Source organism: Salmonella enterica subsp. enterica serovar Typhimurium str. LT2 (assembly GCF_000006945.2).
GTDB lineage: Bacteria > Pseudomonadota > Gammaproteobacteria > Enterobacterales > Enterobacteriaceae > Salmonella > Salmonella enterica.
The window spans coordinates 1,261,788-1,287,800 of the sequence record NC_003197.2 but is presented as its reverse complement, the minus strand read 5'-3'; the positions used below and the strand labels follow the sequence as shown (position 1 = coordinate 1,287,800).

Genomic DNA, 26,013 nt, shown 5'->3' with positions numbered 1-26,013 from the left:
ATTACTGCTTAGCTGTTACGGATGTACTCATCCATTTCCGTTTTCAGGTTATCGGATTTCGTACCGAAAATAGCCTGAACGCCGGAACCCGCGACGACAACGCCTGCCGCGCCCAGTTTCTTCAGGCCAGCCTGATCCACTTTCGCTACATCGGCTACGCTCACGCGCAGACGCGTGATACAGGCATCCAGGTTAGTGATGTTCTCTTTACCGCCAAACGCCGCAACCAAAGCCGGCGCCATTTCGCTGGTCGCCCCCGCTTTTGCGTCATCAGTAGTGTCTTCACGACCCGGCGTTTTCAGATCCAACGCTTTGATCAGCACGCGGAACACGGTGTAGTACACAATCGCATAACCGGCGCCAACAATCGGGAACAGCCACAATTTGCTGCTGTTACCGGACAGCACGATAAAGTCGATCAGACCGTGGGAGAACGACGTACCGTCACGCATCCCCAGCAGGATACAGATCGGGAATGCCAGACCTGCCAGAATCGCGTGAATAATGTACAGGATCGGCGCCACGAACATGAAGGAGAACTCGATAGGCTCGGTAATACCCGTCAAAAACGAGGTCAGCGCGGCGGAAATCATGATACCGCCCACTTTTGCGCGGTTTTCCGGTTTAGCAGAGTGCCAGATAGCAATGGCCGCAGCCGGCAGACCGTACATTTTGAACAGGAAGCCGCCAGACAACATACCTGCCGTCGGGTCGCCCGCCATATAGCGCGGAATGTCGCCGTGGAATACCTGACCCGCTGCGTTGGTATATTCGCCGATCTGCATCTGGAAAGGAACGTTCCAGATATGATGCAGACCAAACGGCACCAGGCAACGCTCGATAAAACCGTAAATACCAAACGCGACAACCGGGTTCTGATAAGCCGCCCACTGCGAGAACGCCTGGATAGCCGTACCGATTGGCGGCCATACGAAAGACAGCACCACACCGGTAAAAATAGCGGCCAGACCCGAAATGATCGGCACGAAGCGTTTGCCCGCAAAGAAGCCCAGATACTCAGGCAGTTTGATACGGTAGAAGCGGTTAAACATATACGCTGCGATTGCACCGGAGATAATCCCCCCGAGAACACCCGTATCAGCAAGGTGTTTAGCGGCGATCTCTTCAGCAGGTAAATGCAGAACCAGCGGCGCAACCACAGCCATGGTTTTCACCATGATGCCATACGCGACTACCGCCGCCAGAGCCGAAACGCCGTCGTTGTTGGTGAAGCCCAACGCCACGCCGATAGCGAAAATCAGCGGCATATTGGCAAAAACAGATCCGCCCGCTTCTGCCATAACGTGCGATACAACGGCTGGCAGCCAGCTGAAGTTAGCGGAACCGACACCCAGCAGGATACCTGCGATAGGGAGTACGGATACCGGCAGCATCAGCGATTTACCGACCTTTTGCAGGTTAGCAAATGCATTCTTAAACATAATTGAGAGTGCTCCTGAGTATTTGTGCTTTTCTACGTTCTCACGCATTGGCGAGGGGGGAGAACCCCGCCGTGGACAGGACATCTAAGTGCCCTTTTATTTATTACACAGAGTAAAATAAATACGTCTGATTTTGTTTGACGGCTATCACGTTTCAGCGCCAGATAGCCTAAAAAGTATCACATTCTGCCAAAATGAGTTTCCGAATGTTTCCATAAGCTCGCTCACCGCCCCTTTTGTGGCGGTGAACTTTACGCGTTTTGTTTATTAATTACGAGCTTTAAAAAAACTCGTTTAACGGATTGATGACAGGCGAGACGCGTCAATATGGAACAGGCGAGCAAAGTTATCGGTGGTGATCTGCGCCAGTTCTTCAACGGCAACCCCTTTCAATACCGCCATATATTCTGCGACGTCGCGTACCATCGCAGGCTGGTTCTCTTTACCGCGATGCGGCACCGGTGCCAGATAAGGAGAATCGGTCTCGACTAATAATCGATCCAGCGGCACATAGCGCGCCGCATCACGCAACTGTTCAGCGTTACGGAACGTTACGATGCCGGAAAAAGAGATATAAAACCCCAGATCCAACAATTTGCCGGCCGTTTCTCTGTCTTCTGTAAAACAGTGTAGTACGCCGCCGCAATCCGTCACTTTTTCTTCGCGCAGGATAGCCAGCGTATCGGCACGCGCGTCGCGAGTATGGACAATCACCGGTTTATGCAATTCGCGGCCAATCTGGATATGATGAATAAAAGACGCCTGCTGGCGGATTTTGGTCTCAGGCGTGTAAAAGTAATCAAGCCCGGTCTCGCCCATCGCCACCACATCGTCTTCTGCAGCAAGGAGGCGCAGTTCTTCTACGTCATATGCTTCATCCTGATTTAACGGATGCACGCCGCAGGAAAAGACCACATTATCGCGCTTGCCCACCAGCTTGCGCATATGGCGATACCCCGGCAGCGTCGTCGCCACCGCTAAACAGAACTTCACATCGCGCGCGGCGGCTTTCGCCAGCACATCGTCCACGTCCTTATGCAAAGATTGATAATCCAGACCATCAAGATGGCAGTGTGAGTCGACTAAAAACATAATGTCTCTCTCAAAGATGAGGAACAGGCAACAAGGTGCCTGGTTGCAGGTAATGCTCGATGCGGAGAATGAGATCGGTTAATACCAGTTCGCGGTTTAATCCGGTCACATGAAGTAATTGATCACGACAATGGCAAACATCGTTCAGGATTGCCTGAATACGCGCCGGGGATAGCGGCCCCGCCAGCGCGGCAACAACCGCGTCCGCATCAACGTTTGTCAGGTACGACGCGCCGTGCTGACGTTTCAGCGCGTCTACCAGCAGCGTCGCCAGCCAGTGCAGGCGCGCCGGGGCTTGCTCATGATTGAGCGCCGTTAATACCGCATACCAGTCGCCCGTATGCAAACTGTCCATTAACGCCTGACACAGCGCCTCACGCTGCGCCCAGCGTTCAGACTGCAACAGCGCCAGCGCGGCGCCGGGCGACCCCGCATTCAGACGTAGCGCCGTGAGCAATGCTTCTTGTGACGCCGTCACTTCTCGCGACAGCCATGACATCGCATACGATTCGGACGGCGGCGCCAGATGATGCAGCCGGCAGCGGCTGCGTAATGTCGCCAACAGACGAGCAGGCTCCGGGCTGGCAAGGAAAAACCAGGTTTGCTCCGGCGGCTCTTCCAGCGTTTTGAGCAACGCATTGGCGGCGGCGTCGGTTAATAGCGCCGCATCCGCAATCCACACCACCTTCGCGCCGCCCAGACGGGAGTGCTCGTACAATTTCTCGCTGACCTCGCGTACCGCATCTACGCCGAGGCTGCTTTTGCCTTTATCCGGCGTCAGCGTGTAATAGTCCGGATGCGTGCCAGCCTGCATAAGCTGACAGCCACGGCAATGCCCACAGCTTTTGTGGCCCTCAGGCTGCTGGCATAACAGATAACGGCTCAGCGCATAGCACAGCGCCTCGTCGCCCATGCCAGGTAAGGCCTGAATCAGTAGCGCATGGTGCCCACGTCCCGCCTGGTAACTTTCTACCAGTTTTTCATAGGCGGGCCGTAACCATGGATACCATTTCATGCCGCTTGCTCCTGCACCCACTTCGTCACCGTGGCGCGAATGTCGCGCATGACGGCATCCAGCGGCTGGGTCGCGTCAATGGTGCGGATACGCGAGTCTTGCGCCGCCAGTTCCAGATAGCGCGCGCGAGTCCGGTTAAAGAAATCAAAAGATTCCTGCTCAATGCGATCCAAATCGCCGCGCGCTCTGGCGCGTTTTAGCCCGACTTCCGGCGTGACATCCAGATACAGCGTCAGGTCAGGACGAAAATCGCCCAGCACGGCATCGCGTAGTGTCGCCAGCATGGTTTGATCAATGCCGCGCCCTCCCCCCTGATACGCCTGGGTCGAGAGATCGTGGCGATCGCCGATCACCCATACGCCTTGCGCCAGCGCGGGTTTGATTACCGTTTCGACGAGCTGTACGCGAGCGGCATAAAACATCAGCACTTCCGCTTTATCGGTAATCACTTCGTCGCCTACCGATCGAATATCCAGCACCAGACTTCTTAGTTTTTCGGCAAGCTGCGTACCGCCCGGCTCACGGGTAAAAATCATATTACGAATACCCAGTTGCTCAAGGGTCTCCACCACCACGTCGCGCGCAGTGGTTTTTCCGGCGCCTTCCAGGCCCTCGATGACGATATAATTACTGCCCATTTTTTTCCTTAAGCACTTTCAGGTACTCCTGCACTGACCGATTATGGCTGGCAAGATTGGTGTTAAATGTGTGACCGCCTTTACCGTCGGCCACAAAATAGAGATACGGCGTTTTCGCCGGATGCGCCGCCGCCTGCAATGACGCTTCGCTGGGCGATGCAATCGGTCCTGGCGGCAGCCCGGTTATGGTATACGTGTTATAAGCCGTCGGCTTTTCCAGATCCGCACGCGACAAGTTACCATTATAACTCGTCCCCATCCCGTAAATCACGGTGGGATCGGTCTGAAGGCGCATACCGATTCTCAGGCGATTAATAAAGACTGAGGCCACCTGATCGCGTTCGCTGGCGACAGCCGTCTCTTTTTCAATAATCGAGGCCATTGTCACCAGTTGGTTCTGATCTTTATAAGGCAGCCCCTCGGCCCGACCTTTCCAGACAGTATCGACAGCTTTCACCATCTTTTGATGCGCTCGCTTGAGAATAGCGACATCGCTGGTGTTGGCGGTATACATCCAGGTATCAGGCCAGAACCACCCTTCTACCCATTCCGGGTGCGCAAGCTTTAATGCCTGAGCGACAGTGGCGTAGTCATCATCCGGCAATGTATGGCGAATATACGGCGCCTCTCGTAGCTGTTTCAGGTAGTCGCTAAGGCGCATCCCTTCCACAAACCGCAACGGGAATTGCGCTTCTTTGCCGCTCTCCAGCAACTCAAGCATCTCCCGTACGGTCATCCCCGTCGTAAAACGGTAAGTTCCCGCTTTAAAGTGTGATAACTCAGGCTCCACGCGCAGCAGCCACTGAAATACCCGGGGGCGATTAATGATTTTTTCATCATAAAGCTGGTCACCAAGCGCCAGCCGCCCCGTTCCCGCCTTGAGCGTAAAGATAGTCTCGTCTTTAATAAGTAACGTGCTGTTCGCCAGATGGCGAACTTTCCACATCCCCACGCCCACGGCAATACCCAGCACAACCAACAGCAGAAGGAAAACGCCTGACAATTTTTTCATAACTAATTCGGATGCTCACAAAATGGGGCTAAAAATTGAAACAGTGTTCGCGAAGAATACGACGTCCCGTGATAGGCGCGTATGGGAATAATCGGCATTAGCGCGTTGCAGATGATAATCTCATCCGCCTGCCTGACTGCCTCCTCTCTCGCCTGTACTTCAAGAACCTGGAAAGGAGATTGCGCCAGTTGGCGTAAACAAAATTGTCGCATAATGCCGTTCACCCCGGCCTGATCCAGACGCGGCGTAAAAACAATGTCGCCTGTACGCCAGAACAAATTAGCCGCACAGCATTCCGTAACCCATCCCTCGCTGTCAAGAACCAGCGCCTCATCGGCGTCCGTCTGCTCAAGATGAGAGCGAATCAACACCTGTTCGAGGCGGTTCAGATGTTTTAATCCGGCAAGATAAGGATTGCGCCCAAGCGGTATGGGACTAAGGGTAAGAGTGATGCCTTGCTTACGCCACTGAGAATAATAAGCGGGATAAGCAGAAACGGAGAGGATTCGGGTAGCTGCCTGACAATTCATGGCGCTGTATCCCCGGCCGCCGCTACCACGGCTAATGATCACTTTCAACACGCCTGAATCATGCCCTGTGGCCAACATTGTCATCTCTTGCCGAAGGGTCGACCAATGGCTAAAAGCGATCCGTAATTTTTCACAGGCAACCTGCAAGCGCTGAAGATGCGCTTCCAGATGGCAAATGTTGCCATCAACAATACGTGCGGTCGTAAAACTGCCATCGCCGAACTGCGTCGCCCGGTCGCTTACAGCAAGTTGATCCTGCGCATGGCCATTAATTAAAAACATAGTGGCTCCTTATCCGTCGCCTGTTAGTGTGGCAGGATGAATAACGCAGAACAAGAGGTGATATGCCTGATAAAAAAGGCCCGACAAGCGGACCTTTTTATTAATGTCTGTCTCTGGCTTAACTTAGATCTTTTTAAAGATCAAGGAACCGTTAGTTCCGCCAAAACCAAAGGAGTTGCACAGAGCGTACTCCAGATCGCTGACCTGGCGCGCTTCATGCGGCACGAAGTCCAGATCGCAACCTTCATCCGGGTTATCCAGATTAATGGTTGGCGGAATGGCCTGATCGCGCAGCGCCAGAATAGAGAAAATAGACTCTACTGCGCCTGCGGCGCCCAACAGATGGCCGGTCATCGATTTGGTCGAGCTCACCATCACTCGGCTTGCAGCATCGCCAAAGACTGACTTAACCGCCTGCGTCTCAGCTTTGTCGCCGGCAGGCGTCGACGTGCCGTGCGCGTTGACGTAGCCAATCTGAGCAGGCTCAATCGCGGCATCACGCAACGCGTTAACCATCGCCAGCGCAGCGCCTGCGCCATTTTCCGGCGGCGACGTCATATGGTAAGCATCGCTGCTCATACCAAAGCCGACGATTTCGGCATAGATTTTCGCACCACGCGCTTTTGCATGTTCGTACTCTTCAAGCACCAACATACCGGCACCGTCGCCCAGTACAAAACCATCGCGTTCTTTATCCCACGGACGGCTCGCCGCCTGTGGGTTATCGTTGCGGGTCGACAGCGCGCGCGCTGCGCCAAAACCACCTACACCCAGCGGCGTACTGGCTTTTTCTGCGCCACCTGCCACCATCGCGTCCGCATCGCCATAGGCGATGATACGCGCGGCATGGCCGATGTTATGCACGCCTGAAGTACAGGCAGTCGCAATAGAGATGCTTGGCCCACGCAGGCCATACATGATAGTCAGATGGCCTGCTACCATGTTAACAATCGTCGACGGGACAAAGAACGGGCTAATCTTACGCGGTCCGCCTTTTACCAGCGAACTGTGGTTTTCTTCGATCAGACCGAGACCACCGATACCGGAGCCGATAGCGGCGCCAATACGGCTTGCGTTCTCTTCCGTCACTTCAAGGCCAGAATCCTGCATGGCCTGTACGCCAGCGACAATTCCATATTGAATGAAGGCATCCATCTTGCGCTGTTCTTTGCGCGAGATAATGTCATCACAGTTAAAATCCTTTACTAAGCCAGCAAATTTCGTTGCATAGGCGCTAGTATCGAAATGGTCGATCAGGCTGATGCCACTCTGACCGGCAAGGAGAGCTTTCCAGGTAGACTCTACGGTATTGCCGACAGGAGACAACATGCCCAGTCCGGTCACAACTACACGACGCTTAGACACGGTTGTCCTCCAGGGAGGGAAAATGATTCTAGTGGGACAAAAAGATAAAACTCAGGCGGTCGAACGACCGCCTGGAGATGTTCACTTACGCCTGGTGGCCGTTGATGTAATCAATGGCAGCCTGAACGGTGGTGATTTTCTCAGCTTCTTCGTCCGGAATCTCAGTATCAAACTCTTCTTCCAGAGCCATTACCAGCTCAACGGTGTCAAGAGAATCTGCGCCCAGGTCTTCAACGAAAGAAGCATTGTTGGTTACTTCTTCCTGCTTAACGCCCAGCTGTTCGCCGATAATTTTCTTAACGCGTTCTTCGATAGTGCTCATACTCTTAAATTTCCTATCAAAACTCGCTTTCGCGATGGTTTTCGTAGTGTATAAAATGTTGAAAAATTTGCAACTAAATCCCGGCAGGTCTTACCACGATTTTACGTTATTTTGCGGCCTTTCGCCCTAATAACGCAAATATTTTTCAATCGTGATTAAACCATGTACATTCCGCCGTTGACGTGCAGAGTCTCACCAGTGATGTAACTCGCTTCGTCAGAGGCTAAAAATGCAACCGCACTGGCGATTTCCTGAGCGCCGCCGAGGCGACCCGCAGGCACCTGCGCCAGGATACCCGCACGCTGATCGTCAGACAGCGCACGCGTCATGTCCGTTTCAATAAAACCCGGAGCCACAACATTGACAGTAATACCACGGGACGCAACTTCACGCGCCAGTGATTTACTGAAACCGATCAGGCCCGCTTTCGCCGCAGCGTAGTTTGCCTGACCTGCATTTCCCATGGTACCAACCACAGAACCAATAGTGATAATGCGACCACAACGCTTTTTCATCATAGCGCGCATTACCGCTTTTGACAGGCGGAAAACGGATGATAAGTTGGTTTCGATAATATCGTTCCACTCATCATCTTTCATTCGCATCAACAGATTATCACGAGTGATACCGGCATTATTAACCAGGATATCCACTTCACCAAATTCTGCGCGAATATTTTCCAGAACAGATTCAATAGATGCAGGATCGGTCACATTCAACATCAAACCTTTCCCGTTAGCACCTAAATAGTCGCTAATGTTCTTCGCACCATTTTCACTGGTCGCAGTCCCGATAACTTTCGCGCCGCGGGCAACGAGAGTCTCTGCAATTGCGCGGCCTATGCCACGGCTTGCACCAGTCACCAGCGCAATCTTTCCTTCAAAGCTCATGGTTTTCCTCTTTTATTGCGTAAGTGCCGCAGACAGCGCCGCCGGCTCGTTCAGCGCCGACGCTGTCAGGGTGTCGACAATACGTTTCGTCAGACCAGTGAGGACTTTACCTGGACCCACTTCATAAAGATGTTCAACGCCCTGCGCCGCGATAAATTCCACGCTCTTCGTCCACTGTACCGGATTGTACAACTGGCGAACCAGCGCATCGCGGATAGCGGCGGCATCGGTTTCACATTTCACGTCAACGTTGTTCACTACCGGCACCGTTGGCGCGCTAAAGGTAATTTTGGCTAATTCAACCGCCAGCTTATCTGCCGCTGGTTTCATCAGCGCGCAGTGCGACGGTACGCTCACCGGCAGCGGCAGCGCGCGTTTCGCGCCAGCGGCTTTACAGGCTGCGCCCGCACGTTCTACCGCCTCTTTATGCCCGGCGATAACCACCTGTCCCGGCGAGTTAAAGTTAACCGGCGAAACAACCTGCCCTTCGGCAGATTCTTCACAGGCTTTAGCAATAGAGGCATCATCCAGCCCGATGATCGCAGACATGCCGCCAGTGCCTTCCGGAACCGCTTCCTGCATGAATTTACCGCGCATTTCCACCAGACGAACGGCATCAGCAAAGTTGATGACGCCAGCGCAAACCAGCGCGGAATATTCGCCCAGGCTGTGACCTGCCATTAACGCAGGCATTTTACCGCCCTGCTGCTGCCAAACGCGCCAAAGCGCGACGGAAGCGGTTAATAACGCCGGCTGCGTCTGCCAGGTTTTATTCAGTTCTTCCGCTGGACCTTGCTGGGTGAGCGCCCACAGATCATATCCCAGAGCCGCAGAAGCTTCAGCAAACGTTTCTTCTACGATAGGGTAATTTGCCGCCATCTCGGCCAACATCCCAACGCTCTGAGAACCCTGACCGGGGAACACAAATGCAAATTGCGTCATGTTTAAATCCTTATACTAGAAACGAATCAGCGCGGAGCCCCAGGTGAATCCACCCCCGAAGGCTTCAAGCAATACCAGCTGACCGGCTTTAATTCGCCCGTCACGCACGGCTTCATCCAGCGCGCACGGCACAGAAGCCGCGGAGGTATTGCCGTGCCTGTCCAGCGTGACGACGACATTGTCCATCGACATGCCGAGTTTTTTCGCTGTCGCGCTAATGATACGCAGGTTAGCCTGATGCGGCACCAGCCAATCGAGTTCTGAGCGATCCAGGTTATTAGCCGCCAGCGTCTCATCGACAATATGCGCCAGTTCAGTGACCGCCACTTTAAAGACTTCATTGCCCGCCATTGTCAGGTAAATCGGGTTATCCGGATTTACGCGATCGGCATTCGGCAGGGTCAGTAATTCACCGTAACGGCCATCGGCATGAAGATGAGTGGAGATAATACCCGGTTCTTCAGAAGCGCTCAGTACGGCCGCGCCTGCGCCATCGCCGAAAATAATGATCGTACCGCGATCGCCAGGATCGCAAGTGCGGGCTAATACATCGGAACCGACCACCAGCGCGTGTTTAACCGCGCCGGATTTAACGTACTGGTCGGCGATGCTTAACGCGTAGGTGAAACCTGCGCACGCTGCCGCGACATCAAACGCCGGGCAACCTTTAATACCGAGCATACTTTGAATCTGACATGCCGCGCTTGGAAATGCATGCGTTGCTGATGTGGTAGCCACCACAATCAAGCCAATTTGGTCTTTATCGATCCCCGCCATCTCAATCGCGCGATTCGCAGCGGTAAAGCCCATCGTCGCGACAGTTTCATTCGGCGCGGCGATATGGCGTTTACGAATACCTGTACGAGTGACAATCCACTCGTCAGAGGTCTCAACCATTTTTTCCAGATCGGCGTTAGTCCGCACTTGTTCGGGCAGATAGCTGCCAGTACCAATAATCTTCGTATACATGTACGCTCAGTCACTTTTCGGTTATATACCGTTACCTGTAAACGTCTGGCACGCTGGCGGCGCCGGGGAGACAACGATATTATCTGTGCGCCCGCAGGTTTACGCCTTTGCCATCGTCCAGCGGTTCAAATCCGGCTGGGTATACAGATTCCAGGCGAGCGGCAATTCGCTGAGGAACTTGTCGCTGCACCGCCTGCACTGCCTGTTCAATCGCGACTGCAAATGCTCGCTGATTGGCCGCACCATGACTTTTTATCACCGTGCCGCGCAATCCTAACAGACAGGCGCCATTATACTGGTCGGGGTTGAGGTGACTGAATCGCCTCGTCAGGCTTTTTTGTAACCAACGTTTTAATAACAGCAGCCACCACGACCGTTTTTTCCCCTCGCCCTGTGATTTCAGCAGTGAAAGGAACATTCTGACAACCCCCTCCATCGTTTTAAGTGTGACATTGCCTGTAAAGCCGTCACACACCAGTACATCGGTTTTTCCCGTCAGTAACTCATTCGCCTCAAGGTAGCCGATGTAATTGATGGTTGGGACTGTTTTTAACATTAAAGAGGCTTCGCGAATACTGTCGAGGCCTTTGGTTTCTTCTTCCCCGATATTGAGTAGCGCCACGCGGGGATTTTTGATCCCGACGACCTCTTCCGCCAAAACGGCGCCCATCACGGCAAACTGCACCAGCATGGTACTGTCACAGTCGACGTTGGCACCCAAATCAAGCACTACCGTTTTGCCCTTTTGCTGGTGCGGTAATACCGTCACCAACGCCGGACGCTCAATCCCCTCAAGAGGCTTGAGCAATAATTTCGCCAGCCCCATCAGCGCCCCGGTATTACCGGCGCTAACGCAAGCTTCGGCTCGGCCTTCTTTCACAAGCTCCAGGGCCACACGCATGGATGTCCCACGACTGGCGCGGATCGCCTGCGAAGGCCGGGCATCACTGGCAATAACTGACTGTGCAGGGATAATCTGCAGACGCGAACGTTGTTCAAAGTCAGCTTTGGCAAGTAATGGCGTGATAATATCGGGATTCCCGACTAAAAGAAGAGTGAGCTGCGAATTAGCGTTCAGTGCCTGCAATGCTGCAGGCACCGTCACGGAAGGACCAAAATCGCCCCCCATGACATCTAACGCCAGGGTTAGACGTGTCAAGGTATCGTCGCTGCCTGGTTCGGTGTTCTCCGCTTACGCGGAGAAATCCTCACTAAGCTTTATCACGCTTGTACTCTTCGGCTTTTACACCACAGGCACGCCTGTGATGCAAAAGGCATCGAGTATCGCGCGATTACTTAGCGATGACCTTACGGCCGCGGTAGTAACCGTCGGCAGTGATGTGGTGACGCAGGTGTTTTTCACCAGAAGTTTTGTCTACAGACAGGCTGGTGACTGCGGTCAGAGCGTCATGGGAACGACGCATGCCACGTTTGGAACGGGTTGGTTTATTCTGTTGTACGGCCATGGACCTTACTCCTCAATTACGGTTTATCCCTGCGTCCGCGGGGAAGACCTATTACTTACGCTTTAAGCTGGCTAATACGGCAAATGGGTTTGGCTTTTGCGCTTCATCAGGCAGTTCGCCAAAGACCATGTCCGCCTCGGACACTTCACAGTGTTCAGAATCATGCACCGGAACTACCGGCAAGGCGAGGATGATTTCATCTTCAACCGTCGCCAGCAGATCGATTTCGCCGAATTCGTTTACCTCAATCGGCTCATACGCTTCCGGCAGTGCTTCAGCCTGCTCGTCGGAACGGACAGGGCTAAAACAATACGTTGTGTGAACCTGATGGGTAAACGGTTTCCCGCAACGCTGGCATTCGAGCGACACCGTAACGACCGCATCGCCGGTTAAAACGGCGAGACGCTGGTTATCGATAGCGAACGACATGGAGCATTCCACATCACTGTCCACACTGACTACAGATTCGGCAACGCGCTCAACCTGATCGGGGGTATAGATACCCTGGTAATCAAGGCGTTTTTGAGCGGTACGAACCGGATCAAGAGTCAGGGGTAATTTTACCTTTTGCATAGGGCGCGCATATTAACTTCGTAACGTCATATAGTCAAAGAAAAAGGCAGCCTGCGGTTGCCTTTTGCCAATAATTCGCACACATTGCGGGTTACAGACTTATTTTCGCTCAAGACGAGTCAGTATGACAGGCTTGAAGACCGAAGAGCATAGTTTAAGATGGCTCTCATCATTACGCTATATCTGAGGGAAAAAATATGCCCCGTCTCATCCTTGCGTCTACCTCTCCCTGGCGTCGCGCGCTGCTGGAAAAGCTGACGATTCCTTTCGAATGCGCCGCGCCGGATGTTGATGAAACCCCCATGCCGGGCGAAGCGCCGCGTCAGTTGGTGCTGCGGCTGGCGCAGGCGAAGGCGCAATCGCTCGCCGCGCGTTTCCCGAATCATTTGATTATTGGCTCCGACCAAATTTGTGTTCTGGACGGCGAAATCACCGGCAAACCGCTGACGGAAGAAAAAGCGCGTCAGCAATTAGCCAAAGCCAGCGGAAATATTGTGACGTTTTATACCGGACTGGCACTGTATAACTCCGCCTCCGGGCACTTACAAACCGAAGTGGAGCCTTTTGACGTTCATTTTCGCCATTTAAGCGAAGCGGAAATAGACGACTATGTCCGTAAAGAGCATCCGCTGCACTGCGCGGGAAGTTTTAAAAGCGAAGGTTTAGGCATTGCATTATTTGAGCGCCTGGAGGGTCGTGATCCGAACACGCTGATCGGCTTGCCGCTTATTGCCCTGTGCCAGATGCTGCGACGGGAGGGCTTCAACCCGCTACAGCAATAAACGGCCTACTCTGTAGGCTTTTCAAATACCGCTAAAAGCCGTTTCTGCACGTGTTGGTAGTTATCTCCCGTTTATTGGGGAGCAGTTTCGACCGCTTCCAGTTCTAACCAACTGGAAAGCGCTTGTTGTGAACAATTTAGCGCCTGCCGATCTTCACTCTCTTCGTGCGGGCCCGTTTCCTGGTCAATCCATTCACCGACCAGAAAAAAAGCATTGGTATTACGAACCGATGTACGGTGCGTTTTATCCCATAGGGTATCAACAGCGGTGTACGTGCGCGTTAATGAATTCCCCATCTCAGTTCAGTTTTGTAAAAACACATGTTCTCAATACTCGCCTGACGCGCTCTACGGCGTCAAAAGCGGCTTACAAACTTATTCTCGCGAACAACTCTCAGGACGTTTACTGTCCTGAAACCTTCCCTTTGCGACTCGTTAAATTCCATCTCGCGATGAGTTTACGCCCTCCCCCGAACATTGCTTCACCTCACGACACATTCCTTTAATTAACGCCGCCAGCATCAGCCGCATCTTGTTGACTATTTATAAATTCAACCATCTGCTGAGTAAGATGGTTTATATCATTCTGCGTAATGAAAAAATTAAATTGTTGATCCTGAAAGTGTTCTTTTGCTGCCAGGTCGGCAAAAACCGCTTTTCCATTCGTTTCAAAGCGGACTTTATTTCCCTGTTTTTGCAGAAACTCGCCCATTGCGACCAGTTGGTCGAGCCGCTTTCCGCGCAGAAAATAATAGCGAGTCATCGTCTCATCCAGCGGTGTTACGGTTTTATTCCACGCAGCGTCAAAGACAGGCTTCACATCAGCGGGGAGCTTTAAAGCAGAATATTTTTTTCTGTTTTCACTACTCACATTTTTCAACCGAAGGATAAATCGATTGTTTACGTCACGAGCCACACGTAGCTCGTTCAGGAAAACCAGATTATCACGCTCAGACTGAATAACACCGGTGATCTTATCCTCCTGGCCGGTCTCATACACCACAGCAAAGATTTGCCCGTAGGCAGTTAATAGTACATCGTAGTCATCGGCGTAATGACCAAAAGCCTGACGTTGGGCTGGCGTCAACTCACAGACGCCCACCACGGGAGACGTAATGATTTGCGTATTCAAATACTCAACGAAAGCCCGTCGTGAACTATCGCCCTTCCCTTCGCAACCGGTCAGCATCGCGATCACGAGCGGCACGATAACGTATTTTCCCCAACGCTGAGTAAATGAGCGCATCCAGCTAGTATTGGCCATCTGTTCGTCCTTAAACGCGCCGAAATCCGGATCGCAAGAATAAACAGTGCACAACGGTAAAAATGCGTCGGATACAGCAAAACAAAAATATTATGAGAAAAGTGAGATTCGGGCAGATAACCTGCCCGAAAGAGGAACTATTTTGCGTTACGCAGCACCTGCAGACAGCGCTTCAGGGCGTTATCCATTGGCGCTTCAATGCGCATGACTTCGCCCGTTCCCGGATGCGTGAACTTCAGCGCCGCGGCGTGCAGAAAGAGACGTTTAAGACCGGTTCCCGCTTCGGTAAGCTGTTGATCAAACTCACGGTCGCCGTAGCGATCGTCGAACGCAATAGGGTGACCGGCATATTGGGTATGTACGCGAATCTGATGCGTACGGCCCGTGACCGGGCTACAGCGCACCAGCGTGGCGAAGGCATAGCGCTCTTCCACCTTGAAGCGCGTTTCTGACGGTTTGCCTTCCTGGCTCACGCGAACAATGCGTTCGCCACTTTGCAGAATGTTCTTTAATAATGGCGCCTGTACGGTTTTAACGTGCGATTGCCACTGGCCGCGCACCAGCGCCAGATAATCTTTCTGCATTCCCTTTTCGCGCAGTTGCTCATGCAGCGAACGCAGCGCGGAGCGTTTTTTCGCCACCAACAGCACGCCGGAGGTATCGCGGTCAAGACGATGCACCAGTTCCAGGAATCGCGCTTCCGGACGCAACGCCCGCAGCCCTTCGATGACGCCAAAACTTAACCCGCTCCCGCCGTGTACGGCGGTGCCGGAAGGCTTATTCAGCACCAGAATATGGTCGTCTTCATACAAAATGACGTCCGCCAACGCCGCCACTTTTTGCAAATGCGGCGACACGGCCTCTTCTTCGCGTTCAGCAACGCGAACCGGCGGAATGCGGACTTCATCGCCCGCTTCCAGTTTGTATTCCGGTTTAATGCGTTTTTTGTTCACCCGCACCTCGCCTTTACGCAAGATGCGATAAATCATACTTTTTGGTACCCCTTTCAGTTGGGTGCGCAAAAAGTTATCAATGCGTTGCCCCGCTTCGTCAGCGGCGATAGCAACAATTTTTACGGATGGCGTTTCTGTTTTCATGGGGGGCGATTCTAAATAGCCTGTGAGATTCGCGCCACACATTTTTCTATGCTTATAGAGACGTCTACGCCAGTGGATGAACATTTTTCACTGCGGTTTTGCTGGTTATTAAAGCGATTGGCTCACGCTGGTGAAAAAACTGTGAGTAAGCGGGTGATAAATGGTAAAAGTCATCTTGCTATAACAAGGTTAGCAGTGGAATAATGATGCGGTTTCCGCACCGAAACTTGTTAAAACAAAAAGTTTAGCGGAATAACCCATTTTGTCTGACCGATCATCAACGCAGCAATGGCGTAAGACGTATTGATTTTTCAGACAGTTAGCGGGCTGCGGGTTGCAGTCCTTACCGGTAGATAGGATCTTCTCTGGAGAGTAATGCCCAGGCTGCTTCCCTGATAATTGCGCTGTGTTTCCGTATGAAATACAGGCAACCGACACTCTGCGCCTCTTTGAGCTGACGATAACCGTGAGGTTGGCGACGCGAAATAGTCACGAGGCCATCGGTTCATGCCCGGTAAGGCGTCACCATGCCCGCAGCTTAGTCGTCAACGTAAGAATAATGAGTAAGTTACGATGAAAAGAATGTTAATCAACGCGACTCAGCAGGAAGAGTTGCGCGTCGCCCTTGTAGATGGGCAGCGTCTGTACGATCTGGATATAGAAAGCCCCGGACACGAGCAGAAAAAAGCGAACATCTATAAAGGCAAAATTACCCGTATTGAACCGAGCCTGGAAGCGGCTTTTGTTGATTACGGCGCAGAACGCCACGGTTTCCTCCCGTTAAAAGAAATTGCCCGCGAATATTTCCCCGCTAACTACAGCGCTCATGGTCGCCCGAACATTAAAGACGTGTTACGCGAAGGCCAGGAAGTCATTGTTCAAATCGATAAAGAAGAGCGCGGCAACAAAGGCGCGGCGTTAACCACCTTTATCAGTCTGGCGGGCAGCTACCTGGTACTGATGCCGAATAACCCGCGCGCGGGTGGTATTTCCCGTCGCATTGAAGGCGACGATCGTACCGAGTTAAAAGAAGCGTTGGCCAGCCTGGAACTTCCTGAAGGGATGGGGCTTATCGTGCGTACCGCGGGCGTGGGTAAATCCGCCGAAGCGTTGCAGTGGGATTTAAGCTTCCGCCTGAAACACTGGGAGGCCATTCAGAAAGCCGCTGAAAGCCGTCCCGCGCCGTTCCTGATCCATCAGGAAAGCAACGTCATCGTACGCGCGTTTCGCGACTATCTGCGTCAGGATATCGGTGAAATCCTGATCGACAATCCAAAAGTGATGGAAATGGCGCGTCAGCATATCGCCGCGTTGGGCCGCCCGGATTTTAGCAGCAAAATTAAGCTGTACACCGGTGAAATCCCGTTGTTCAGCCATTACCAGATCGAATCGCAGATCGAGTCAGCGTTCCAGCGTGAAGTGCGCCTGCCCTCCGGCGGCTCCATCGTCATTGACAGTACCGAAGCGTTAACCGCCATCGATATCAACTCCGCCCGCGCGACTCGCGGCGGCGATATCGAAGAAACGGCGTTTAATACCAACCTGGAAGCGGCCGATGAGATTGCCCGCCAGTTGCGTCTGCGCGACCTGGGCGGCCTGATCGTTATCGACTTTATCGATATGACGCCGGTACGTCACCAGCGCGCGGTAGAAAACCGTCTGCGTGAAGCGGTGCGTCAGGACCGGGCGCGTATTCAGATTAGCCATATTTCCCGCTTCGGCCTGCTCGAAATGTCGCGTCAGCGCCTGAGCCCGTCTCTGGGCGAATCCAGCCATCACGTGTGTCCGCGCTGTAGCGGTACCGGCACCGTGCGCGATAACGAATCTCTGTCGCTGTCCATTCTGCGCCTGATTGAAGAAGAAGCGCTGAAAGAGAATACGCAGGAAGTCCATGCCATTGTTCCGGTGCCGATCGCCTCTTATCTGCTTAACGAAAAACGGACGGCAGTGAACGCTATTGAGACGCGTCAGGATGGCGTCCGCTGTGTCATCGTCCCGAACGATCAGATGGAAACGCCGCACTATTCCGTGCTGCGCGTACGCAAAGGGGAAGAAACGCCGACCCTGAGCTACATGCTGCCGAAGCTGCACGAAGAAGCGATGGCGCTGCCTTCTGAAGAAGAGTACGCCGAGCGTAAACGCCCGGAGCAGCCTGCGCTGGCGACATTCGCTATGCCAGATGTGCCTCCGGCGCCGACGCCTGTCGAACCGGCGGTTAGCGTCGCCACGGCGAAAAAGGATAATGTTGCCGCCGCGCAGCCTGCCCAGCCGGGTCTGTTTAGCCGCTTCCTTAACGCGCTGAAACAACTGTTCAGCGGTGAAGAAACGAAAACCGTCGAAACAGCCGCGCCGAAAGCGGAAGAAAAAGCGGAGCGTCAGCAGGATCGTCGCAAGCCACGGCAGAACAACCGTCGCGATCGTAACGAACGCCGCGACACCCGTGATAACCGTGCCGGACGTGACGGCGGCGAGAGCCGCGACGATAATCGTCGTAACCGTCGCCAGACGCAGCAGCAAAATGCGGAAGCGCGCGATACCCGCCAGCAGGAAACGGCGGAAAAAGTGAAAACCGGCGATGAACAGCAACAGACGCCGCGTCGCGAACGCAGCCGCCGCCGCAATGATGACAAGCGCCAGGCGCAGCAGGAAGTAAAAGCGCTTAACCGCGAAGAACAACCTGTCCAGGAGACCGAGCAGGAAGAACGCGTTCAGCAGGTTCAGCCGCGCCGCAAGCAGCGCCAGCTTAATCAGAAAGTCCGCTTTACCAACAGCGCAGTGGTTGAAACGGTTGACACGCCGGTCGTCGTCGACGAACCGCGCCCGGTTGAAAACGTTGAACAGCCCGTTCCAGCGCCGCGTACCGAGCTGGCGAAAGTTGATTTACCTGTCGTCGCCGATATCGCGCCAGAGCAGGATGATAGCGTAGAACCTCGCGATAATACCGGTATGCCGCGTCGCTCCCGCCGTTCTCCGCGCCACCTGCGCGTAAGCGGTCAGCGTCGCCGTCGCTATCGTGACGAGCGCTACCCGACACAATCGCCAATGCCGTTAACCGTCGCCTGCGCGTCGCCAGAAATGGCGTCCGGTAAAGTCTGGATCCGCTACCCGATTGTCCGTCCTCAGGAAACGCAGGTTGTTGACGAGCAGCGTGAAGCAGATCTGGCGCTGCCACAACCGGTTGTCGCTGAACAGCAGGTTATCGCTGCGACCGCAGCGCTCGAACCACAAGCGTCGGTACAGGCAGTAGAAAACGTTGCCGTTGAGCCGCAGACCGTCGCCGAACCACAGGCGCCGGAAGTCGTCGAGGTCGAGACAACGCATCCGGAAGTGATTGCCGCGCCAGTTGATGAACAGCCGCAACTGATTGCCGAAAGCGATACGCCGGTGGCGCAAGAGGTTATTGCTGACGCCGAACCGGTAGCAGAAACCGCCGACGCGTCCATTACGGTGGCTGAAAACGTAGCTGATGTTGTCGTTGTCGAGCCAGAAGAAGAGACAAAAGCGGAAGCGGCTGTTGTGGAGCACACGGCAGAAGAAACCGTTATCGCACCGGCCCAGGTGGTGGAAAAGTCGCAGGACGTTGTCTGCGTTGACGATCATAATCACGCCAGCGCGCCGATGACGCGTGCGCCAGCGCCGGAATATGTGCCGGAAACCCCGCACCATAGCGACTGGCAGCGGCCTTCCTTCCACTTTGAAGGTAAAGGCGCGGCAGGCGGACACAGCGCCACACGTCACGCCAGCGCCCCGGCGACACGCCCACAGCCGGTAGAATGATGTAAATGCTGATACAAAGCCGACCGCCAGGTCGGCTTTTTTATGCCCCTTACAGGGCAATGCCTCACCCCATGGCGTCTTTTAGTCACTCCAGGCGTTTATGAGATCGGGCGGGATAATACGTACGGATGGCGTCGCTACGGGCGCGACAATATGACCACTAACTCAATGACGACTAAAAAAATGCCCGCGCCGGGGTGGATGGCGCGGGCAGACAAAACATATCCAGTTTCGTGATATGTTTCAAAAAGAGGTGTTACCGGTTCAACTGGAAAAGCGACATTCCCTGCATGTCGGTAAACGTTTTATAGGACGCCTGTAATGCCGCCTGTTGCATGACGTAGGAGGAGATGACCGAGTTCCAGTCCACATCTACCAGGTTGCTCATCTGTAGCTTCTGTCCCAGCGCACGGTCGCTTCCCAGTGAATCCAGCGTACTGAGTTCGCTCAGTTGCGTTCCCAGTTCCGCACGAACGGTCAGGACGTTATTAAGCGAATTTTTTAAGCCGCGATTGGTTTTATCAATGGCGGCAGCGGCTTTTTCTTTTTCCACGTTATTGCCTTCCACCGGGGTCTTGAGTGCGGCAATTGCCGTATCGAGCATGACAAACAGATTCTTTTCGGAGTCCGAGCCATCCGGTTCCGGCACCGCATTGCTGGTGATGCTATTAAAAATTTGCGCACCCGTATGGCCAATTACCATCGTGCGAGCGGAATCCACCTGCTGGGTAACACTTTTCTCGCCGCCATGATAACCACCTGTCGCCTGGTCGAATGGCGCCGCTTCCGTTTTATACCCGGCAAAGATATAGCGACCATTGCCGTCAGTGCTGTTTGCCAGGTTCATCAGCTGATCGCGGATGCCCTGTAAATCCGTCGCCAGCGACGCGCGGTCATCGTCGCTTAACGTGCCGTTTCCGGCATAGACGATTTTTTCCTGCGCGGTTTGAATCGCCGTCGTCACCTGACTGAGTACGCTTTCTTCCAGCGACACTTTTTGGGTGGCAAACGTACGCGCCAGGGCGTACTGGCTATTCTGCGCCTGCGCCTGAGAGAGTACTACCGCCTGCGACGCGGCGATCGGATCGTCAGATGGGTTGGTAACGCGCTTACCGGTAGACATCTGCTCGCCCAGCTTCATCCATTCGGCCTGAGAATTAGTGATGCCGCTCATATTTTGTTCGTACATCATCTGGGTACTGATACGCATGTCATCCTTCTCCTTTAGCGAATATTCAATAACGCATCAAACAGCGCATTCGCGGTCTGCAATACTTGCGCATTCGCCAGATAATACTGCTGATAACGCTGCAAATTGCCGTACTCTTCGTCGAGGTTAACGCCGGAAACCGACTGTTGCTGTTTATAAAGCTGTTTAACCACATTCGCCTGCGTGGTGCTGCTGGTTTTCAGCGTTGACGTTTTGTTACCCACATCGCTGACCAACGTGGCGTAAGCATCGTTAAAAGTTTTGTTGCCGCCCACTACATTGCTGTTTTGTAAGTCCAGCAATGCCTGACCATTGCGGTTATCGCTGTCGCCGGTATCCACGTCAGGATCGAGTTTTGACTCAGACGCCATCGCAATCTCGGCTTCATTTGTCACTTTAACGTTCATGTCGACGATAGCATTGCTGACCGGCTTGAGAAGAAAACTGTCATTTTTCTGTGCGCCGGTCCCTACCGTCACTTTCAGACCGTCAATCTCCAGTTTTCCGTCAGCATCTTTTGTCGCCGTGAAGGTGGTGTTATCCGCAGTGCGAGTAACCTGCCAGTCTGTACCGTCAAAAACAATCTTATAATCCGTCGCCTGAACCTTCGTGCTGTCGACCACCTTAGCGGTTAGCGATACCGTTTTATCGGCATTATTACTGTTGCTATATACCACCGGCGAGCCAATGCTAAAGAAGTCTTTCCCTTTATTGCCGTCGGCGTCATAACCTTTGGTATGCTGCGCGTTAAACGCATCGGCAAACGCCAACGCCAACTGGCCCAGCGTATTACGAGTCTGATCCAGATCCTGAGAACGGAACGTCAGTAGCCCGCCGAGCGAACCGGTGTTCAGCAACTTTTCCGGAATTTCGATGTTACCGGCGGCCTCATCGACATAAGCGACAGTCGTTCGCGTCGGGTCGGCGCTGGAGGGAACCGCCGCCAACTGACGCGCCGTCGACCCCTGCACCAGCGTATAGCCATTGGCCATCGTCAGGTTATAGGTGCCGCCGTCCTGTACACTCACCTCGACGCCAACGATCTTGTTAAGCTCGCTGACCAACTGATCACGCTGATCGAGCAGGTCGTTCGGCGATGCGCCCGCGCCTACGCCCGTCATACGGGAGATTTGATCGTTCAGGTTAGCTATCTGCTTCGCGTAATTGTTGATTTGCGCCACGCTGGAGCCAATCGCGATATTGACCTGTTTATCCTGATCGCGCAGATACTGATCGGTGGTTTTGAACTGGTTTACCAGCCCTTCCGCTTTACCAATCAGCGCCTGACGCGCCGCAGGATCTTCCGCGTTACTGACTAACGTTTGCAGGCTGGTAAAAAAACTCTGCAACGAACCAGACAGTGAGCTGGATTTATCGGCCAGCAGGTTGTCGATTTTCGACATTTGTTCATAGCGCGTGGTTAAGCCGCTGCTCTGGTTTTGCGCGCCGCGTAGCTGATTAGTGATAAACGCATCATATTCGCGCTGTACGCCTGAAACGTAAACGCCATTACCTATCCAGCCGCCAGCCCCTAACGTACTGTTTGCCTGCGCCAGAATAGTTGTCTGCCGGGTATAACCCGCAACGTTATAATTGTTGATGTTATTACTGACCGTATTTAACGCGGCCTGCGCGGCGTTAAGTCCGCTCATGGCGTGATTAATCAAGCTGGACATGATGGTTCCTTTTAATCCTTCAATACTCGTTGTTATCGGCAGCGACTACGTGGACTTGAGCAATTTAAAAGAGATTGTCGAGATTCGCGCTGTAGGTTTTGCTGACCTTTTCACTCATCGCTTTCAACTGCTGAATCATGCTGGTCAATTTACGCGCGTAATTCGGGTCAGTGGCGTATCCGGCGTTTTGCAGAGCCACTGCGCCCTGCTCTGCCGTGGCGGCAGTGGTCACGGCAGCGTAGCGTGGGTTACGCGTTAACAGCGCGACATAATCCGATAATGCCTCCAGATACGAGCTATAGACGCGGAATTTCGCTTTCACTTTTTTCGCTTCGCCATTTTCGTATTCAGTGGTGGTGATCTCCGTCACCGGCCCTTTCCAACTGGCGGTCGCTTTCACGCCAAATACGTTATAGCTGGGTTCGCCATTCTCCCGCAGGATTTGCCGCTGCCCCCAGCCGGACTCCAGTGCCGCCTGCGCCAGAATCAGATGATGCGGCACCCCGCTTTGTTCGCTGGCCAGCCTCGCAGGGAGCGAAAGCCGGGCCAGAAAGTCTTTACTGTCGCCGGAGAGCGGCGCATCGCTGCTGTCCGGCGTTTTCGGTATGGCTTTGCGCACCAGTTGGGTCAGCGCCTGATTTTGATAGCTGTTTACCGTCTCCAGGGAGAATTTAAGCGGTACTTGCGGCGCGTCATCCGCAGGCATCGTCTGCCCGCTGGTCATCTGTTTAACCATCATATCCGCCAGCCCCAATCCCTTACCGGCGGTCATCTGCTGGGCGATCTGCTGGTCATACATGCTGGTATACAGACGCGTCTGATCGCTGCTGAATAAACCATCTTTGGGTAAAGCCTCGCGCATACTTTTCAGCATCATCTGCACAAACATCCCTTCCACCTGACGGGCCACAGGACGGATATTCGCCGCCGGGTCCTGGCCCGCTTTCGCTTTCAGTTCGTTCAGAGATTGCGCATCCCAGGCCGCGCTGGCCAGCAATTTACCGTCTCCGATCATCAGATGATTTCCAGTTTGGCGCGTAGACAGCCCGCGCTCTGCATGGACTGCAAAATCGACATCAGATCCATCGGCGTCGCGCCAAGCGCATTCAGCGCACGCACTACGCTGTTCAGATTGGCGCTGGAACGCACGCTCTGTAGCGATCCGCCGCTCTGACGCAAATCTATCTGAGTCTGTGGCGTCACCACGGTCTGCCCGCCGCCAAATGGCGTATTCGGCTGGTTGACGTTGAGCTGGCGATTGACTGTCACTGACAAATTGCCCTGCGCCACAGCGCAGCTATCCAGCGTGACTTCCCGATTCATGACCACCGAACCGGTACGCGAGTTGATCACGACTTTTGCATCCTGCGGCGTCACGTTGACTTCCATATTTTGAATGTCCGCCAGAAAACGCACCTGCGAGCTGTTGCCGCTGGGCACGCGTACCTGTACCGTTCGCGCATCAAGCGCAGTGGCGCTGCCGTAACCGCGCGCGCGGTTGATGGCGTCGGTAATTTGCTGCGCCATCGTAAAATCTTCGTCGTTCAATTGCAGATTAATGGTGTTGCCAGCGCCGAACTGAGTCGGCAACTCGCGTTCGATAATCGCGCCGTTAGTGATGCGCCCGCCATTAAGCTGGTTAACCTGCACGCTACTGCCGCCTGCGGAAGCGCCCGCGCCACCGACCAGAATATTGCCCTGCGCCAAAGCATACACCTGGCTGTCCACCCCTTTTAACGGCGTCATTAATAACGTCCCGCCACGCAGACTTTTAGCGTTCCCCATTGAGGAAACAACGACATCGATCGTTTGTCCCTGTCGCGCAAAAGGCGGATACGACGCCGTCACCATCACCGCCGCCACGTTTTTCAACTGCATATTGGTGCCGGTGGGGACCGTAATCCCCAGTTGTGACAGCATGTTATTCAGCGTCTGAGTGGTAAATGGCGTCTGGGTCGTCTGGTCGCCCGTACCGTCCAACCCGACCACCAGCCCGTAGCCGATCAGCGAGTTTTCCCGTACTCCCTGGACACTGGTCAGATCCCGGATACGCTCGGCGTGCGCCAGAGTGGCAACCAGTGCCAGAACGATTCCTGCAAGAGCTTTAAACACATACACCTCGCTTACATCGGCGACAAATTAAGGAAGAAACGTTGCAGCCAGCCCATATTTTGCGCTTCGTTAATATAGCCGTTCCCGACATATTCAATCCGCGCATCCGCCACCTGTGTCGAGGGAACAGAGTTGCTGCCGCTGATGGTGCGTGGATTTACCACGCCGGAGAAGCGGATGAATTCCGTTCCCTGATTAATCGCGATCTGTTTTTCCCCCACGACGTGTAAATTGCCATTGGCCAGAACCTGATCGACGGTCACGGTCAGCGTGCCGCTAAAGGTATTGCTGGCATTCGCGCCGCCTTTGCCGTTAAAAGAGTTGCCGCCGGAGGCCTCCATATCCGCGCGGGAATTACCGAATAATCCCTGCAGATAACGCGGTACCGTATCAAAACCAAAACTGGTTTTGCCGTCGCGGCTGGCATTTGCCGACGAGCTTTTACTGGCGCTGACGTTTTCCTGTAACACAATCGTGAGCGTATCGCCGATATTACGCGGTCGACGATCTTCAAAAAGCGGCTGATAGCCATAATTAATCGGCTGCGCAGACTGAAATATGGAGCCATTCGCCACCGGTACCGGGCCAGGTATCGGCTGCGCCGTGGTCGCCCCCTGCACAAGCGGTTTAGCGGGTATCCAGGCGCATCCTGTCAGCGTCGCGACCATCAGGGCCATAACTGGGTAAGCGTGAAGCGCGTATTTTTGCATTACCTTCATCTTCAAAATCAGGGAGCCGGTGGCGTATCCCCCACCGGCGGCCCCTTAGAGTTGCGTCAGTTTCTGCAGCATCTGATCGGTCGTCGATACTGCTTTACTGTTAATTTCATAGGCGCGTTGAACCTGAATCATGTTCACCAGCTCTTCCGCCACGTTAACGTTCGACGTTTCGACATACCCTTGATACAACAACCCCGCGCCGTTGAGCCCCGGCGTGCTTTCGTTCGGCGCGCCGGACGATTGCGTTTCGATATAGAGGTTCTCGCCAATGCTTTCCAGCCCGGTGTCGTTCATAAAGGTGGTCAGGTTAAGCTGCCCGACCTGAACCGGCGCGGCCTGCCCCTGCTGGGTAACGCTGACCACGCCGTCGCGGCCAATCGTGATGCTTAACGCGTTGGCCGGAATGGTGATTGCCGGCTGCACCTGAAAACCGCCCGCCGTCACCAGTTGACCATTCTGATCCACCTGGAAAGAGCCGTCGCGGGTATAAGCAGACGTACCGTCCGGCAGCATGACCTGGAAAAAGCCCTGCCCTTTAATCGCCACATCTTTACTGTTGTTGGTCTGCGACAGGTTCCCCTGACTGTGCAGACGCTCCGTGGCGACCGGACGCACGCCGGTACCGATTTGCAGCCCTGAAGGCAGCGTCGTCTGCTCGGACGACTGCGCGCCCGGCTGGCGGATGGTCTGATACAACAGATCTTCAAATACCGCGCGCTGACGCTTAAAACCATTGGTGCTGACGTTTGCCAGGTTATTGGCAATCACATCCATATTGGTTTGCTGCGCGTCCAGACCGGTTTTGGCGATCCATAATGAACTGATCATAAAATGTCCTG

The 26,013-nt window shown here is 53.9% G+C and carries 24 protein-coding genes, 1 pseudogene and 20 other annotated features; of the genes and pseudogenes, 2 read left to right on the top strand and 23 right to left on the bottom strand.

Translation table 11 applies throughout. The features are described from left to right. Positions 1-8: 8 nt before the first annotated feature. The 14 genes from ptsG to yceD all read right to left on the bottom strand — a co-directional run bounded on the left by ptsG (position 9) and on the right by yceD (position 12,579). Positions 9-1,459 (bottom strand): glucose-specific IIBC component of the Sugar Specific PTS family gene (ptsG, locus tag STM1203; protein NP_460173.1). Within the gene, positions 9-1,442 belong to an annotated coding region; the region does not span the whole gene. Next, positions 1,454-1,459: a ribosome-binding site (putative RBS for ptsG; RegulonDB:STMS1H001463), on the bottom strand. It overlaps the preceding gene by 6 nt. Positions 1,460-1,736: 277 nt before the next feature. Beyond that, positions 1,737-2,544, bottom strand: a protein-coding gene (ycfH, locus tag STM1202; protein ID NP_460172.1) for a putative metal-dependent hydrolase. Within the gene, positions 1,737-2,534 belong to an annotated coding region; the region does not span the whole gene. Further along, positions 2,539-2,544: a ribosome-binding site (putative RBS for ycfH; RegulonDB:STMS1H001462), on the bottom strand. (Overlaps the previous gene by 6 nt.) Further along, positions 2,545-3,563, bottom strand: a protein-coding gene (gene holB, locus STM1201) for a DNA polymerase III, delta prime subunit (protein NP_460171.1). Within the gene, positions 2,545-3,549 belong to an annotated coding region; the region does not span the whole gene. After that, the gene (tmk, locus tag STM1200; protein NP_460170.1) for a thymidylate kinase occupies positions 3,546-4,197 on the bottom strand. Within the gene, positions 3,546-4,187 belong to an annotated coding region; the region does not span the whole gene. The genes holB and tmk overlap by 18 nt, the downstream gene beginning before the upstream one ends. Beyond that, positions 3,558-3,563 (bottom strand) — a ribosome-binding site (putative RBS for holB; RegulonDB:STMS1H001460). Its footprint overlaps the gene before it by 6 nt. Continuing rightward, positions 4,177-5,199 carry a putative periplasmic solute-binding protein gene (yceG, locus tag STM1199; protein ID NP_460169.1) on the bottom strand — a complete coding sequence of 341 codons (1,023 nt, stop codon included), beginning with the start codon at positions 5,197-5,199 and terminating at the stop codon, positions 4,177-4,179. Before yceG ends, tmk begins: the two co-directional genes overlap by 21 nt. After that, positions 4,192-4,197 (bottom strand) — a ribosome-binding site (putative RBS for tmk; RegulonDB:STMS1H001459). It overlaps the preceding gene by 6 nt. A gap of 2 nt (positions 5,200-5,201) precedes the next feature. Next, positions 5,202-6,022, bottom strand: a protein-coding gene (gene pabC / locus STM1198; RefSeq protein NP_460168.1) for a 4-amino-4-deoxychorismate lyase. Within the gene, positions 5,202-6,011 belong to an annotated coding region; the region does not span the whole gene. Then, positions 6,017-6,022, bottom strand: a ribosome-binding site (putative RBS for pabC; RegulonDB:STMS1H001458). It overlaps the preceding gene by 6 nt. A 112-nt stretch (positions 6,023-6,134) precedes the next feature. Next, the gene (fabF, locus tag STM1197; RefSeq protein NP_460167.1) for a 3-oxoacyl-[acyl-carrier-protein] synthase II occupies positions 6,135-7,389 on the bottom strand. Within the gene, positions 6,135-7,376 belong to an annotated coding region; the region does not span the whole gene. Then, positions 7,384-7,389 (bottom strand) — a ribosome-binding site (putative RBS for fabF; RegulonDB:STMS1H001457). It overlaps the preceding gene by 6 nt. 72 nt (positions 7,390-7,461) lie before the next feature. Beyond that, positions 7,462-7,714 (bottom strand): acyl carrier protein gene (gene acpP / locus STM1196; protein ID NP_460166.1). Within the gene, positions 7,462-7,698 belong to an annotated coding region; the region does not span the whole gene. After that, positions 7,709-7,714: a ribosome-binding site (putative RBS for acpP; RegulonDB:STMS1H001456), on the bottom strand. (Overlaps the previous gene by 6 nt.) A 139-nt stretch (positions 7,715-7,853) precedes the next feature. Further along, positions 7,854-8,598, bottom strand: a protein-coding gene (fabG, locus tag STM1195) for a 3-oxoacyl-[acyl-carrier-protein] reductase (RefSeq protein NP_460165.1). Within the gene, positions 7,854-8,588 belong to an annotated coding region; the region does not span the whole gene. Beyond that, positions 8,593-8,598 (bottom strand) — a ribosome-binding site (putative RBS for fabG; RegulonDB:STMS1H001455). It overlaps the preceding gene by 6 nt. Positions 8,599-8,600: 2 nt before the next feature. Further along, positions 8,601-9,542, bottom strand: a protein-coding gene (gene fabD, locus STM1194; RefSeq protein NP_460164.1) for a malonyl-CoA-[acyl-carrier-protein] transacylase. Within the gene, positions 8,601-9,530 belong to an annotated coding region; the region does not span the whole gene. Beyond that, positions 9,537-9,542, bottom strand: a ribosome-binding site (putative RBS for fabD; RegulonDB:STMS1H001454). (Overlaps the previous gene by 6 nt.) Positions 9,543-9,545: 3 nt before the next feature. After that, positions 9,546-10,499, bottom strand: a complete 954-nt coding sequence (fabH, locus tag STM1193; RefSeq protein NP_460163.1) for a 3-oxoacyl-[acyl-carrier-protein] synthase III; acetylCoA ACP transacylase — start codon at positions 10,497-10,499, stop codon at positions 9,546-9,548. A 79-nt stretch (positions 10,500-10,578) separates the two neighbouring features. Next, the gene (plsX, locus tag STM1192) for a putative fatty acid/phospholipid synthesis protein (RefSeq protein NP_460162.1) occupies positions 10,579-11,675 on the bottom strand. Within the gene, positions 10,579-11,658 belong to an annotated coding region; the region does not span the whole gene. Continuing rightward, positions 11,670-11,675, bottom strand: a ribosome-binding site (putative RBS for plsX; RegulonDB:STMS1H001453). Its footprint overlaps the gene before it by 6 nt. A 116-nt stretch (positions 11,676-11,791) precedes the next feature. Further along, the gene (rpmF, locus tag STM1191) for a 50S ribosomal subunit protein L32 (RefSeq protein NP_460161.1) occupies positions 11,792-11,979 on the bottom strand. Within the gene, positions 11,792-11,965 belong to an annotated coding region; the region does not span the whole gene. Continuing rightward, positions 11,974-11,979, bottom strand: a ribosome-binding site (putative RBS for rpmF; RegulonDB:STMS1H001452). Its footprint overlaps the gene before it by 6 nt. A gap of 37 nt (positions 11,980-12,016) precedes the next feature. Beyond that, positions 12,017-12,579 (bottom strand): putative metal-binding protein gene (gene yceD / locus STM1190; protein NP_460160.1). Within the gene, positions 12,017-12,538 belong to an annotated coding region; the region does not span the whole gene. Then, positions 12,547-12,555, bottom strand: a -10 signal (putative -10_signal for yceD; RegulonDB:STMLTH004477). Its footprint overlaps the gene before it by 9 nt. Further along, positions 12,571-12,579, bottom strand: a -35 signal (putative -35_signal for yceD; RegulonDB:STMLTH004477). Its footprint lies within the gene yceD. Positions 12,580-12,723: 144 nt before the next feature. Next, positions 12,724-12,729: a ribosome-binding site (putative RBS for yceF; RegulonDB:STMS1H001451), on the top strand. On the opposite strand from yceD, the gene yceF reads away from it, so the two are divergent. Next, positions 12,724-13,320 (top strand): putative inhibitor of septum formation gene (yceF, locus tag STM1189; protein NP_460159.1). Within the gene, positions 12,736-13,320 belong to an annotated coding region; the region does not span the whole gene. Its footprint overlaps the feature before it by 6 nt. A 501-nt stretch (positions 13,321-13,821) precedes the next feature. Here yceF and STM1188 read toward each other — a convergent pair. The 3 genes and pseudogenes from STM1188 to STM1186 form a co-directional block, all read right to left on the bottom strand. Beyond that, positions 13,822-14,565 (bottom strand): putative inner membrane lipoprotein, encoded by a 744-nt coding sequence (locus STM1188; protein ID NP_460158.1) that lies wholly within the window; start codon positions 14,563-14,565, stop codon positions 13,822-13,824. Between the two features lie 155 nt (positions 14,566-14,720). Beyond that, the gene (gene rluC, locus STM1187; RefSeq protein NP_460157.1) at positions 14,721-15,680 is read right to left on the bottom strand and encodes a 23S rRNA pseudouridylate synthase; all 960 of its coding nucleotides are present in this window, start codon (positions 15,678-15,680) and stop codon (positions 14,721-14,723) included. 108 nt (positions 15,681-15,788) lie between these two features. Beyond that, positions 15,789-16,163, bottom strand: a pseudogene (locus tag STM1186) (pseudogene; in-frame stop following codon 97; no start near coli start). Positions 16,164-16,253: 90 nt separating this feature from the next. Between STM1186 and rne the strand changes: the two are divergent. Next, the gene (rne, locus tag STM1185) at positions 16,254-19,457 is read left to right on the top strand and encodes an RNase E (protein ID NP_460156.1); all 3,204 of its coding nucleotides are present in this window, start codon (positions 16,254-16,256) and stop codon (positions 19,455-19,457) included. Positions 19,458-19,713: 256 nt separating this feature from the next. On the opposite strand, the gene flgL is transcribed toward rne, so the two are convergent. The 6 genes from flgL to flgG all read right to left on the bottom strand — a co-directional run bounded on the left by flgL (position 19,714) and on the right by flgG (position 26,013). Continuing rightward, positions 19,714-20,682 (bottom strand): hook-filament junction protein gene (gene flgL, locus STM1184; protein ID NP_460155.1). Within the gene, positions 19,714-20,667 belong to an annotated coding region; the region does not span the whole gene. Beyond that, positions 20,677-20,682: a ribosome-binding site (putative RBS for flgL; RegulonDB:STMS1H001450), on the bottom strand. Its footprint overlaps the gene before it by 6 nt. Next, positions 20,682-22,354 (bottom strand): hook-filament junction protein 1 gene (gene flgK / locus STM1183; RefSeq protein ID NP_460154.1). Within the gene, positions 20,682-22,343 belong to an annotated coding region; the region does not span the whole gene. Before flgK ends, flgL begins: the two co-directional genes overlap by 1 nt. Next, positions 22,349-22,354: a ribosome-binding site (putative RBS for flgK; RegulonDB:STMS1H001449), on the bottom strand. Its footprint overlaps the gene before it by 6 nt. Before the next feature lie 53 nt (positions 22,355-22,407). Beyond that, positions 22,408-23,372, bottom strand: a protein-coding gene (gene flgJ, locus STM1182; protein ID NP_460153.1) for a flagellar biosynthesis protein. Within the gene, positions 22,408-23,358 belong to an annotated coding region; the region does not span the whole gene. Then, positions 23,358-24,464, bottom strand: a protein-coding gene (gene flgI, locus STM1181; protein ID NP_460152.1) for a putative flagella basal body protein. Within the gene, positions 23,358-24,455 belong to an annotated coding region; the region does not span the whole gene. The genes flgJ and flgI overlap by 15 nt, the downstream gene beginning before the upstream one ends. Further along, positions 23,367-23,372: a ribosome-binding site (putative RBS for flgJ; RegulonDB:STMS1H001448), on the bottom strand. (Overlaps the previous gene by 6 nt.) Continuing rightward, positions 24,459-24,464 (bottom strand) — a ribosome-binding site (putative RBS for flgI; RegulonDB:STMS1H001447). Its footprint lies within the gene flgI. A gap of 2 nt (positions 24,465-24,466) precedes the next feature. Next, positions 24,467-25,171, bottom strand: a protein-coding gene (gene flgH, locus STM1180; protein ID NP_460151.1) for a flagellar biosynthesis protein. Within the gene, positions 24,467-25,165 belong to an annotated coding region; the region does not span the whole gene. Next, positions 25,166-25,171 (bottom strand) — a ribosome-binding site (putative RBS for flgH; RegulonDB:STMS1H001446). It overlaps the preceding gene by 6 nt. Positions 25,172-25,219: 48 nt before the next feature. Next, positions 25,220-26,013, bottom strand: a protein-coding gene (gene flgG, locus STM1179; RefSeq protein NP_460150.1) for a flagellar biosynthesis protein. Within the gene, positions 25,220-26,002 belong to an annotated coding region; the region does not span the whole gene. After that, positions 26,008-26,013 (bottom strand) — a ribosome-binding site (putative RBS for flgG; RegulonDB:STMS1H001445). Its footprint overlaps the gene before it by 6 nt.